This window comes from Sorangium sp. So ce836, assembly GCF_028553905.1.
Classification (GTDB): Bacteria; Myxococcota_A; Polyangia; order Polyangiales; family Polyangiaceae; genus Sorangium; species Sorangium cellulosum_D.
The window spans coordinates 1515299-1527859 of the sequence record NZ_CP102233.1 but is presented as its reverse complement, the minus strand read 5'-3'; the positions used below and the strand labels follow the sequence as shown (position 1 = coordinate 1527859).

The following is a 12561-nucleotide window of genomic DNA, read 5'->3' as shown; positions in this document are numbered from 1 at the left end:
GTCGCCGGTCGTCGCTGTCTGTCCGTCGAGGCAAGCTGGGTCCTTTAGAGCCGCCCCATCGCAGCGCTCCGCCAGCCGTCCACGCGCGCCGCGGCGCGGCGCCGCAGGAAAGCGACACGCCGCGCAGGACTTCGGCGAAGATGAACCGATGCCGATGGACTACCGGCTCGGGAAGGTGCTGTACACCGGCGCGGAGACGCGGGTCGTCACAGGCGTCGACCTGACCAGCCGGGCCGACGTCGTGCTGAAGATCCCGCGCCACGAGCTGCCGGACGAGCGGATCGTGGCGCGGCTCCGCGGCGAGCACGCGCTGCTCCGCGAGCTGAGCCTCCCCGGGACCGCCCGCGCCCTCGACCTCGTGCCCTACGGCGCCGGGGTGGCCCTCGTGCTCGAGCGCTGGGGGGACTGCTCCCTCGATCTCGCCCTGGCCCACGGGCCCCTGCCGGTCGAGGCCGCGCTGCGCCTCGGCGCGTCGCTCGCGCGCCTGCTCGGGCAGCTGCACCGCCGGGGCGTCATCCACCGCGACGTCAAGCCGCAGAACGTCCTCGTCGACGCCGAGCGCACCGAGGTCCGGCTCATCGACTTCGGCCTGGCCGCGCGGCGGGCGGCGGCCGGCGACGCCGCCGAGGCGGACGGCGCGGCCGTCGGGACGCTCGCCTACGTGGCGCCCGAGCAGACCGGCCGCATGAAGCGCGCCCCCGACGCGCGCGCGGACCTCTACGCGCTGGGCTGCACGCTCTACCAGATGCTCACGGGCACGCTGCCCTTCGAGCAGACCGACGAGCTGTCGCTGATCCACGCGCACATCGCCCGCAGGCCGCCGCCGCCGCACCAGCGCGCGCCGGCGCTCCGGATCCCCGAGGCGGTCGGCGCCGTCGTGATGCGGCTCCTGGAGAAGAGCCCGGAGCAGCGCTACCAGACCGGCGACGGCGCGGCGCACGACATGGAGCACGCCCTCGAGGAGCTCCGCGCGACAGGCGCGATCCGGCCGTTCGCGCTCGGCGCGCGCGACTGGGAGGACCGCCTCCGCCGACCGTCGCGGCTCGTCGGCCGGGAGCGGGAGCAGCGGGCGCTCCGGGAGGCCCTCGAGCGCGCGCGCGGCGGCGAGACCGAGCTCGCGCTGCTCTCCGGGCCGTCCGGCGTCGGCAAATCGGCGCTCGCCGTGGCGCTGCGCGAGGAGGCGCGCCTCGCCGGCGGCCTGTTCGCGCCCGGCAAGTTCGACGTGCTCCAGCGCGGCGCCCCCTGCGCGGCGCTCGCGCAGGCCTTCCGCGCCATCGCCCGCCGCAGGCTCTCGGACAGCGCCGAGGCCCTCGAGGGCTGGGCCGCGACCTGCCGCGCCGCGCTCGGCGAGAGCGCGCGCGTCCTCGTCGACATGGCGCCGGAGCTCGCGCGCGTCCTCGGCGAGCCCCCGCCGCTCCTCGAGGTGAGCCCGGCCGACGCGAAGCACCGCTTCCAGCTCGCCGTGCAGCGCTTCGTCCGGGCGACGGCGAGCGCCGAGCCCCCGCTCGTGCTGTTCATCGACGACCTCCAGTGGGCCGACGCGCCGTCGCTGGCCCTGCTCGAGGCGATCGCGACCGACCCGGAGATGAAGCACCTCCTCCTGCTCGGCGCCTGCCGGGAGGGCGAGGTGGGCGAGGCGCACCCGCTGCGCGCGCTGCTCGAGGCGATCCGGGCGAGCGGGCGGCGCGCCGAGGTGCACGCGCTCGGGCCGCTCGACGGCGATGCGCTCGCCGGGATGGTCTTCGACATGCTGCCCGGCGCCGGCGCCGGCGACGAGGCGCAGGCCCTCTGCTCGATCGTGCGGGCGAAGACCGACGGCAGCCCGCTGTTCGTCGAGCAGTTCCTGCGGGCGCTGCACGAGCAGGGGCTGCTCTCCCGCGACCTCGCCACGGGCAGGTGGCGGTGGGAGGCGGAGCGCATCGAGCGGGCCGCGGTCACCGACAACGTCGTGGCGCTCTTGACGGCGAAGATGGGCCGCCTGCCCGAGGAGCTCCGGCGGACGCTGGCCGCGGGGGCGTGCGTGGGGGCGGCCTTCGAGGCCTCCCTGGTGAGCGCCGCCGCGGGGCTCGCGGCCGCGGCGCTGCGGAGGGCGGCCGAGGCGCTGCTCCACGAGGGGCTGCTCGTGGCCGCGGGCGAGGGCGAGGCGTACGCGTTCGCGCACGACCGGGTGCAGCAGGCCGCGTACGAGCTGCTCGGGCACGGCGAGCGCCTCGACCTCCACCTCGCGCTCGCGCGCGAGCTCGATCGGCGCTGGTCCGAGGGCGGGGGGGACGCCGAGCTGTTCGCCCTCCTCGACCACTACCTCCGGGCCGCGGAGCGCCTGAGCGCGCCGGCCGAGCGGCGCCGGGTGGCGGACCGCTGCCTCGCCGGCGGGCTGCGAGCGAAGGCGGCCTCGGCCTACGCCGAGGCGGTGCGGTTCCTGCGGGCGGGCCGCGATCTCCTGGACGGAGGCGGCGGCGCTGCGCCGTCCGGGGAAGGCGCAGCGCTGGCCTCTGCGAGCGGCGCCCCGGCCGCCGAGGCCGACGGCGGCGCCCCGGCCGACGGCGGCGCCCCGGCCGCCGAGGCCGACGGCGGCGCCCCCGCGGCCGACGGCGCCCACGATCTCCGCTTCGAGCTCCTGCTCGCGCTCGCGGAGGCCGAGTGGCTCGCCGGGCAGCCCGAGGTGGGCGAGCGGCTGTTCGCGGCGTGCCAGGAGCGCGCCAGGGACGCGGTCGCGCGCGGCCGCGTGGCGCTCGCCCAGGTGCCGCTGCTCACGGTCGCCGGGCGCTACCCCGAGGGCCTCGGCGTCGGGCTCGCCGCGCTCGCGGAGCTCGGCTGGTCGTTCCCGCGCGAGCCCGAGGCGCTGGCCGCGTTCTTCGCCGCCCAGGCCGCGCGCATCGCCCCCCTGATCGCGGCGATGAGCCCGGCGTCGTTCCGCGCCCTGCCCCGCTGCACCGATCCGGTCGCCCGCGTGGCCGGCGAGCTGATCGGGGCCTCCATCACCGCGGCGGCGCTCAGCGAGCCGCCGCTCGCGGCGAGCCTGATCTTCGCGATGCCCGAGATCGCCCTCCTGCGCGGGCTCTACCCGCGCGCGGCCTACGGGCTGAGCATGAGCGCGGTCGTGTTCATCGGCGTGCTCCAGGAGCTGCCCCTCGGCGCCCGGTGCGTCGAGCTCGTGTACGCCGCGGAATCGGCGCAAGGCCTGCTCCTCGCCGGCGCCCTCCACACGGGGAGCATCGCCGCCCAGTGCGTGCACCCGGACCTCGCCGCCGTCCACGAGCGCTGGCGCGACGTGCCCGAGCTCGGCGCCCGCGAGGGGGCCATCACCCACAGCGACGTCGGCCAGGTCATCCTCCCCGCCGCGCGGATGGCGGCGGGCGCGCGGCTGTCGAGCTGCCCGATCCCCGCGAGGCCCTGGAGGGACCTCATCGCCGGCCAGAGCGCCCCGGCGTGCCGCGCCGTCCATCACCTGCTCGCCCAGGCGGGCGAGGCGGACGTGGGCGAGGCGATCCGCCGCATCGCCGCGCTCCCGGCCGGCTCGCCGATGGTGCGGGTCATCGTGCTCGGCGCCGCCGCGTTCGCGGCCGTGCACCTCGGCGAGGATCGCGAGGCGCTGCGCCTCGCCGCGGAGGCGAGCGCCGAGTGGACGGCCGGCTGGTGCAACCCGCCGGCCCTCTGGGCCCTCGAGATCGCGACGATCCTAGGCGCCGCGCTGCCGCCCGCCGGGGCCCCGGACGCCGCCGACGAGGACCGCGGCGCCCGCGCCGCCTTCGCCGCCCAGCGCGCGCGGCTCGCCCGGCTCTCGGCGTTCAACCCGGCGACCTTCCGCCACGCCCTCCTGCTCACCGAGGCGCGCGAGGCGCAGGCCGCGGGGCGGCACGAGGACGCCGAGCGCCTCTACGACGAGGCCATCGAGCACGCCCACCGGCGCGGCTTCGTCGGCGGCGAGGCCCTCGGCCTGCGCCTCGCGGGCGAGCACCTGCTCGGCCGCGGCCGCGCCCGGATGGCGCGCGCCTACCTGCGCGACGCGCACGGCGCCTACCTGCGCTGGGAGGCCGCCGGCGCCGCGGCGATCCTGCGCCGCCGGCACCCCGAGGTCTTCGCGGCGGCCGAGGCGCCCGGCGACGTGCCGGCGGGCGCCGCGGCGCACCTGGCCGGGGCGCCCGCCGCGACCACCGCGCCGGGCCCCGCGGGCAGCCGGATCGACGTGGTCTCGCTGCTCAAGGCCGCCCAGGCGCTGGCCAGCGACCGGGACCCGGGCTCGCTCATCGCGCGCATGATGCGGCTCCTCGCCGAGAACGCCGGCGCCGAGCGCGCCGTGCTGGTGCTCTCGCGCGGCGAGCACCTCGTCGTCCGCGCGGAGCTCACCGTCGATCCCGAGCGGATCACGCTCCACCGCGACGAGCCGGCCCTGAGCTCGGCGCTCCTGCCCGAGAAGGTCGTGCGCTACGTGGCGCGCAGCCGCGAGCCGCTCGTGCTCGGGCGCGACGGCGGCGACGGTCGCTTCGACGACGACCCGTACCTCGAGCGCCGCGGCCCGGCCTCGCTGCTGCTCGTGCCGCTGCTCCACCAGGGCCGGCTGCTCGGCGTGATGGTGCTGGAGCACGCCGGCGTCTCGGGCGCCTTCCCCGAGGCGCGCGTCCAGGTGGTCTCGCTCCTGGCCGCGCAGGCGGCGACCGCCGTCGAGAACGCCGCCCTCTACAGCGAGCTCTCGAGCTCGCACCACCGCCTGGAGCAGCTCGTCGAGGAGCGCACCGCCGAGCTCAAGGCGGCCAAGGAGGCGGCCGACGCGGCGAGCCGCGCCAAGAGCGATTTCCTCGCGAGCATGAGCCACGAGCTGCGCACGCCGCTCAACGGGATCCTGGGCTACGCGCAGATCCTGGGGCGCCTGGACGGGCTGTCGCCCCGGCACCTGCGCGCCGTGCAGATCATCCAGTCCTCCGGCGAGCACCTGCTCACGCTGATCAACGACGTGCTCGATCTCGCCAAGATCGAGGCCGGCAAGCTGACCCTGATGCCCGACGAGGTACATTTCCCCTCGTTCGTGCAGGCGGTGCTCGGCATCTGCCAGGTGCGCGCCGAGGCCAAGAGCCTGACGTTCCTGTTCGAGCAGGACGGCGCCGCGCTCGGGACCGTGATCACCGACCAGAAGCGGCTCATGCAGGTGTTGCTGAACCTGCTGGGCAACGCCATCAAGTTCACCGAGCGCGGCCGCGTGGTGCTGCGCGTGACGGCGGGCGAGGCCCCTCCGGGCGCGGGCGCCGCGCGGCGGGTGCGCTTCCGCGTGGAGGACACGGGCCCCGGCATCGCGCCCCAGCACCTCGAGCGGATCTTCGAGCCGTTCGAGCAGGTGCCGACCGAGGGCGCGCCGGTCGAGGGGACGGGCCTCGGGCTCGCGATCGCGCGGCGGATCGTGGAGCGGATGGGCGGCGCGCTCCGGGTCGAGAGCCAGCCCGGGCGGGGCAGCCTCTTCGAGTTCGAGGTGCCGCTCGTCGACGCGAGCGCCGCGCCGGCGGCCGCCGCGCCGGCGGCCGCCGCGCCGGAGCGCCGGGCGCGGGTGACCGGCGACGAGGGGCCCGGCCGCGCCGCGGTCGAGGCGCCGGGGCGCGCGCTGCCGCCGGCGGAGGCGCTGGCCGGGCTGCTCGACCTGGTGAACCGAGGCCGGCTGAGCGGCCTGCTCCTGGAGCTCGAGCGGCTCGAGCGCGAGGACGCGCGCCTCCGCCCGTTCCTCGACGAGCTGCGCGGCCTGGCCAAGGGCTTTCAGGTCAACCGGCTGCGCGAGCTCCTCCGCGCCGCCGCCGGCCCCGCTCCGGCGGCGGCGCCGTCCGAGAGCCGCGCCGCGCCGCGGTGACCGCCTGCGCGCCGGAGGCCGCCGCGCCGCCTGCGCGCCGGAGGCCGCCGCGCCGCCTGCGCCGGAGGCCGCCGCGCCGACCGCGCGCCGGAGGCCGCCGCGTCACTCGCGCGCCGCGGGCGCCGCGGCGCGGCGCGACAGCGCGCGCGTCTTGCTCATCGCGTACGCGATGCCGTCCTGGAGCGTGCTCTGCGTCACCATCCCCGTCATCTCGGCGCCGAGCGCCACCAGCTCCTGGGCGACCTCCGGGCGGATGCCGGTGATCACGACGCGCGCGCCGAGCAGGCGCACCGCGCGCGCCGCCCGCACCAGCGTCTCGGACACGTGCGCGTCGACGCGCGACACGCCGGTGATGTCGAGGATCATGACCGCCGCCCTGCGCGCGCTCACCCCCAGCGTCGCCGCGTCGACCATGCCCTGCGCGCGCTCCTCGTCGACCACGCCGATGAGGGGCATGACCAGGATCTGGTCGTTGATCGGGATGATGGGCGTCGACAGCTCGGCCAGCCTCGCCGCCTGCGCCGCGATGATCTGCGCCTGGAGCGCCGAGCGGGCCTCCTCGAGCGACGCCCGCTCGGCGAGCTCGCGCTCGAGCCGCTCGTTCGCGCGCTGCAGCTCGCGGGTGCGCCGCTCCACCGTCTCCTCGAGCGACTCCTTGGCGCGCTCGAGCTCCGCCACCGCGCGGGCGAGCGCCTGCGTCCGCTCCCCCACCCGGCGCTCGAGCTCGTCCGCCAGCCGGGCGAGATCCGCCTGCGCGGCGGCGCGCACCTCGATCTCGTTCTCGAGCTCCGCGTTCTTCCTGGCCAGCGCGGTCAGGGCGCGCCGGAGCGACAGCTGCGTCTTCACGCGCGCGAGGAGCTCGTCGCGCTCGAACGGCTTGGTCACGTAGTCGACCGCGCCCAGGCGGAACCCACGCAGCTTGTCCGCCATCTCGGTGTGCGCGGTGGTGAAGATGACGGGGATATCGGCGGTCGCCGGGCTCGACTTCAGCCGCTCGCAGACCTCGAAGCCCGTCATGCCCGGCATGGTGACGTCGAGCAGGATGAGGTCGGGAGTCTCGTACTCCAGGCGCTCAAGCACCATGGGGCCGTCTGTCGCGATGCTGACCTCGATCCCCGCGGACTCCAGCGTGCTTGTGAGCACCTCGAGGTTCACGAGAACGTCGTCTGCGATGAGCACGAGCCCGGGCGACGGCTGCTCAGCCCGCATCCCTTCACCTCCCCTGAGCGCCTGAGCAGGAACGCTCGCGTTCCCCCCCGGCGTGAGTGCGTTATCAGCCTCGTCGCTGACCTCGCCCGCATGGTCACGTACCCGGTTTCGGCTGTCAAGCGCCTTACCTCGCGGGCCTCGTCGGCCGCAGTCTCGCCCTCGCGACGAGGGCGAGATTCCGTCGCGAAGGACCCGTTGACGCGGAGCACGTCTCACCTTGTGGGCACGCCGGCACCTTCCGCCGGGGCGCGCAGCGGGGCGCGCGGCGCGGAGCGCCTGGCTTCGAACGGAAGGCGTTCAGATCATGAGAACAAAAAAAACGCAAAGTCGCCAAGGCGCAAAGACGCAAAAAGACAAATAGATAAATGGATAAAGAGAGATAGAGAGGGATGACAAAGCCGATGCCGTACAGGTGTCGCGTCCTATCGTTTCTCGTCTTCTCTTTCCCCTCGAACGTCGTGGAGTCCTTTCGTCTTTGCGTCTTCGTTCTTCTCGCCGGCTCACCGCAGAAGGAGCGCTCACCGGGCGGCGCGGGTCGGGGGCGCCGCGCCCCGCCGTCGCCGCGGCCACGCCCGGAGGGCGGCCTGCGCGACGCGCTCCAGCTCTTCCCTCGAGGCGCCGTCGCGCGCCTGCACCGACATGCCCTGGATCACCGCGCCGTAATACTTGGCGAGCGCCGCCGCGTCGGTGTCTGTGGGGAGATCGCCCTCCGCGATCCCGCGCTCGATGCGCCGGCGGAGCGCGGCCTCGCTGGCCGCCCGGCGCTCGCGCAGCGCGGCCTCGACCTCGGCGGAGCCCGGCGTGCAGTTGGCGGCCCCATGGACCATGAGACACCCGAGCGGATGATCCGGCGCGCTCGCGAACGCCGCGAACTCCAGGAGGACGCGCGACACCGCGGCCCGGGCGGTCGGCTCCTCGGACAGCGCTCGCGGGACGCTCGCCCCGTACATCGCGGCGTACAGCGCCACCGCCTCGAGGAACAGCTCCTTCTTGCTGCCGAACGCCGCATACAGGCTCGGCGGCGCGATCTTCATCGCGGCCGTCAGCTCGGCGAGCGACGTCGCGTCGTATCCGTGCCGCCAGAACACGCGCAGCGCCGCCTCGAGGGCGACACCGCGATCGAAGGCGCGCGGCCGGCCGCGCGCCGCCCGGGGGGACACGTTCTTCATAGCGATCACTATAGAATGCCTTGACGGGCGGGCTCATCCAATTTACATAGCGTTCACTATGAAATTCTTCCGTTCATCTGCCGTCGTGCTCGCCTCGGGCCTGTTGCTCTCGCTGCTGCCTGCCGCGCTGGGTGGGTGCGCGAGCCCGTCGCCGCCGGCCGCTGCCTCGGCGCCGGCCGCTGCCTCGACGCCGGCCGCTCCTCCGGCGCCGCCGGCCGAGGCGGCCGCTCCTCGGGGCGACGAGGCGCTCCAGCGCCGGCTCGACGCGGTGGTCGAGGCGGCCACGGCCGAGGGGCGGATCGTCGGCGCGGTCGTCGTCGTCGCGCGCGACGGCCAGGTCGTCTACCGGCGCGCCGCCGGCTTCGCCGATCGGGAGGCGGGGCGGCCGGTGCGCGAAGACACGGTGTTTCGCCTCGCGTCGATGACCAAGCCGATCGTGTCGGCGGCGGCCCTCGCGCTCGTGGACGCAGGCGCGCTGGGCCTCGACGATCCGGTGACGAAATGGCTCCCTTCGTTCTCGCCGCGGCTCGCGGACGGCCGGGCCGCGACGATCACGGTGCGCCACCTGCTCACCCACACCGCGGGCCTCAATTACACCTTCATGGAGGCCGCGGACGGGCCTTATCACCGCGAGCGCGTGTCCGACGGGCTCGATCAGCCCGGCCTCTCCCTCGAGGAGAACCTCGCGCGGATCGCCAAGGCGCCGCTCCTCTTCGAGCCTGGCAAGGCGTGGCACTACTCGCTGGCGACCGACGTGCTCGGGGGCGTCGTGGCCAAGGCGGGCGGCGCGCCCCTCCCGGACGTGGTGCGCCGGCTCGTGACCGGACCGCTCGGGATGGACGCCGCGTTCACGGTCGCCGACCCGGGCCGGCTCGCGGTCCCGTACGGCGACGCGGGCGCGCGCCCGGCGCGGATGGCCGATCCGCAGGTCGTGCCGTTCGGGCCGGCCAAGATCACGTATTCGCCGTCGCGGATCCTCGATCCGCGCTCGTACCCGTCGGGCGGCGCCGGCATGGTCGGCACGGCCGACGATTACCTCAAGTTCCTCGAGGCGGTGCGCACCGGCGGCGGGAAGATCCTGCGGCCCGCGACGGTCCAGGCCATGACCTCGAACCAGACCGGTGACCTCGAGGTGCAGCAGCCGGGCGGGAAATGGGGCTTCGGCTTCGGGTTCGCGGTCCTGAAGGCGCCGGAGCCGGGCACGATGCCGTCCGCCGCCGGCAGTTGGCAGTGGGGCGGCGCTTACGGCAGCAATTTCTGGGTCGACCCGACCGCCAAGCTCACGGTGATCGTCTTGACCAACACGGCCCTGGCCGGCATGGCGGGCGAGTTCCCGGACGCCGTGCGGCACGCGGTCTACGGCCCGGCGCAGCCGTGACGCGGAGGCGCGCGCCGCTGCCGAGCGGCGCGGCGCACGGCGGTGTGAACATCCTCGCTCACTCGCGGCAGATGCCCGTGACGCACATCTGTCCATCGGGACAGGCGGCGCCGCACGCTCCGCAGTTGCCCTCATCGTTGCTCAGGTTCACGCAGCGGCTGCCGCAGTACGCCAGCCCCGCATTGCAGGTGCACTCGCCGGCGGTGCAGAAGGAGCCGCCGCCGCACGCGTTGCCGCAAGCGCCGCAATTGAACTGATCGAGGTTCGTGTTGGTGCAGAGCGGATCGCAGTAGGTTTGCCCCGTCAGCGGGCAAGTGCAGGCGCCGGCCTGGCAGGTCGAGCCTCCCGCGCACGTGGCGCCGCAGGCCCCGCAGTTCGCGTTGTCCGACTGCGTATCGACGCACAGGGGATCGCAGAACGTCTCGGTCGGGCCGCACGGGGATTCGCTTTCGCCGCCCTGTCCGCCCGCGCCGCCGAGGCCACCTTGCCCCCCGGCGCCGCCCTCACCGCTCCCTCCTTGGCCCCCCGCGCCGCCGGCGCCGCCTTCACCGGTCCCGCCCTGGCCCCCTGAGGCGCCGGTGCCGCCGGCGCCGCCCTCGCCGCTCCCTCCTTGCCCTCCCGCGCCGCCTAGCCCCCCGGTGCCCCCCTGAACGTCTCCACCGCTCCCGGCGTCCCCTCCAGCGGCGCCGCTCGTGCTCGTGGTGGCGTCTGACGTAGTGCTCGTCGCCTGGCCGCCCTCGCCGCCGCCGCACCCGACCATCGGTACCGAACAGACGACCGCGCCCGCCAACCAACCCAGGATCCCCATGCGTACACGCGCACGATGCATCTCGTCCTCCAATGTAAGTAGAGCAGTGCTCAAGATCTGTTCTGTTCTGGGGAGTCACCACGACTCCCACGTACCGCTGTTGCGGCGGGCCGCGCGCGCGGCTCAGCTTTTTCTCATTCGTCCGGAGGAGCGACTGCATCTGTTCGAAAAACCGCGGAGATCTCGAGCCGAGGCCCTCCGCTCGAGCCATCGAGTAGCCTCCATGACATATGCAGCGGTGTTTCCGTAGGAGAGATGAGCCGGGATACGGGCAGACTGGTCCAGCCGCGCTCGCGGCGAAGAGGTGCCATACCCCAGCTCGCGACGTCACGTCGGAACCGGTCCACGACCGGAGTCGGCGGCGCACAGGCAGCGATGTGCGCCGCTCGGAGCGCAGGCTTGGCTTCCTCGCGCGATTCCGCAGCACCTGGATCGCCGACGTGCGCGCCTGGTGGTACCGGCGATCGAGCGGCCTCCGCCGAGCAGCGGGCGTCCCCGGCCCCGGGGAAGGTCAGGAGCAGCCGCGGAGGGCTCCCGCGGACGGGGAGCGACGTCGAGGGCTCAGCAGCCCGTGCTCTGCGAGGCCGTGAGCGTCGCGCTGTAGGCGTCGGGCGAACCGGCCTGGAACACCACCACCTGCGTGGTCGCCGCCCCGACGAGCGCGCTGGCCGGCACCTCCCAGACGTAGACGTCGTCGGCAGTGGCCGACGGCGGAGACGACCGGCGTCCCGCCGGACACACCGCGCTCACGCCGATCAGCGACACGCTGCACACCGAGCGCGAGGGCCAGGTGTTCGATGCGATCGAGCTCTCGGGCCGGCTCTATGTGGATCACCCGAACGTGACCATCCGGAGATCGCGCCTGGTGGGCGACGAGTATTACGCGATCTACACGACGATCGAGGACGCGCACCTGACCATCGAGGACTGCGACATCACCGGCGGCGTGCTCCTCACCGATCACACCGTCGCGCGGCGCAACCACCTGCACGCCGGCGATGGCAAGGGCCGAGACGACGGCTTCATCTTCGGCGCCAGCCGTGTCGTGCTCGAGCACAACCTCCTCGGCGGCGCGGGATCGCATATCGACGGCATCCAGGTCATGGCCGGACAGGACATCGTGATATGCCACAACTGGATCGATCCCTCGGCGCCGCCGGTCGACGACGGCGGCGTGAACGCCGCGCTCTTCTTCGGCCCCGACAACGGGCCCATCGGACGTGGTGGTGAGCCACAACCGGCTGCTCGGCGGCGGGAGCTGGTACCCGCTCCGCCTCGACTGCGGCGGCACCATCGACGTGCGCGGCAACCGCTTCGATCGCGACGTGATGGGCAGCCCCGTCCTGAACAACGGCGACCCGCCCACGACCTGGGAGGACAACGCGTTCGACGACGGCACGCCGATCCCCGCCCCCTGATGGGGGAAGGAGGACGTGCCCTGTTCACCCCCCGGGCGCGAGGATCGCCCGCGACGACCGCTGCCAGAGAGGGGCTTATCCGCCGTCCGTCGGCGCCCCGCCCCCGGCCTCGCGCGGCCGCCTGCGGTAGAGCAGCCGGCTGACCGGCAGCCCGTCGGCGATGGCGTGGTGCTCGCGGGGGCTCCTGGCGCCGTAGGGGTTCTCGCCGAGGTGCGGCGAGCCGGGCGCGTCGCCCGCCGGCTCGAACGCCGGGTGCGCGCCGATCTGCTCGGCGTACAGCCCGGCGCGCTCCTCCACGTCGGTCTGCACGAACAGCTCGCCGCCGTCCACCAGCAGGCGCGCGAGGCTGTCGAGCAGCGCCGGGCCCATCACCAGGCGCTTCTCGTGGCGCTTCTTCCACCACGGATCCGGAAAGTGCAGGAAGAACCGCGCGATCGACGCGTCCGGCCGCAGCCGCCCGAGCGCCTCGCGCGCGTCGGCGTTCAGCGCCCGCACCCGGCCGCCCAGGCCGCCTTTGCGCAGGCGCTCGTCGACGATCGCCGACCACTTCAGGCGGATCTCCAGCCCGAGCAGCCGCGACCCGGGGCTCGCCGCCGCGCGCTCGAACAGGAAGCCGCCGCGGCCGGGGCCGATCTCGATCTCGACGGGGCCCGTGCCCGGGAGCAGGTCGTCGATGGAAACGTCGTCCCCGTCGGGGAAGCGGGGCGCGTCGGCGTAGGGGTGGTTCGGGCGCGGCTGGAAGACCATGG

Annotated in this window: 8 protein-coding genes; 3 read left to right on the top strand and 5 right to left on the bottom strand. The window is 74.7% G+C overall.

Features of this window, described 5'->3' with window-relative positions; genetic code table 11:
- The first annotated feature begins 148 nt into the window (after window positions 1-148).
- Entirely contained in the window at window positions 149-5830 is a 5682-nt protein-coding gene (locus NQZ70_RS05735; protein ID WP_129573313.1) for an AAA family ATPase, read from the top strand.
- A gap of 102 nt (window positions 5831-5932) precedes the next feature.
- Here the strand turns inward: NQZ70_RS05735 and NQZ70_RS05730 are convergent, their stop codons facing one another.
- Complete coding sequence (locus tag NQZ70_RS05730) at window positions 5933-7039, bottom strand: response regulator (protein ID WP_129573312.1); 1107 nt, start codon at window positions 7037-7039, stop codon at window positions 5933-5935.
- A 518-nt stretch (window positions 7040-7557) separates the two neighbouring features.
- Window positions 7558-8208 carry a TetR/AcrR family transcriptional regulator gene (locus NQZ70_RS05725; RefSeq protein ID WP_129573311.1) on the bottom strand — a complete coding sequence of 217 codons (651 nt, stop codon included), beginning with the start codon at window positions 8206-8208 and terminating at the stop codon, window positions 7558-7560.
- Between the two features lie 58 nt (window positions 8209-8266).
- On the opposite strand from NQZ70_RS05725, the gene NQZ70_RS05720 reads away from it, so the two are divergent.
- Window positions 8267-9586, top strand: a complete 1320-nt coding sequence (locus NQZ70_RS05720) for a serine hydrolase (RefSeq protein WP_237245073.1) — start codon at window positions 8267-8269, stop codon at window positions 9584-9586.
- Between the two features lie 58 nt (window positions 9587-9644).
- On the opposite strand, the gene NQZ70_RS05715 is transcribed toward NQZ70_RS05720, so the two are convergent.
- Together NQZ70_RS05715 and NQZ70_RS05710 are read right to left on the bottom strand one after the other, a co-directional pair.
- The gene (locus tag NQZ70_RS05715) at window positions 9645-10415 is read right to left on the bottom strand and encodes an MXAN_6577-like cysteine-rich protein (protein WP_129573310.1); all 771 of its coding nucleotides are present in this window, start codon (window positions 10413-10415) and stop codon (window positions 9645-9647) included.
- A 540-nt stretch (window positions 10416-10955) separates the two neighbouring features.
- The gene (locus NQZ70_RS05710; protein WP_207218059.1) at window positions 10956-11159 is read right to left on the bottom strand and encodes a hypothetical protein; all 204 of its coding nucleotides are present in this window, start codon (window positions 11157-11159) and stop codon (window positions 10956-10958) included.
- Between the two features lie 461 nt (window positions 11160-11620).
- Between NQZ70_RS05710 and NQZ70_RS05705 the strand changes: the two genes are divergently transcribed.
- Entirely contained in the window at window positions 11621-11812 is a 192-nt protein-coding gene (locus tag NQZ70_RS05705; RefSeq protein WP_237245072.1) for a hypothetical protein, read from the top strand.
- 75 nt (window positions 11813-11887) lie between these two features.
- On the opposite strand, the gene NQZ70_RS05700 is transcribed toward NQZ70_RS05705, so the two are convergent.
- Window positions 11888-12559: a tRNA (guanosine(46)-N(7))-methyltransferase TrmB gene (locus NQZ70_RS05700; protein ID WP_129573308.1), complete on the bottom strand. Its 672-nt coding sequence runs from the start codon at window positions 12557-12559 to the stop codon at window positions 11888-11890.
- Between the last annotated feature and the right edge of the window lie 2 nt (window positions 12560-12561).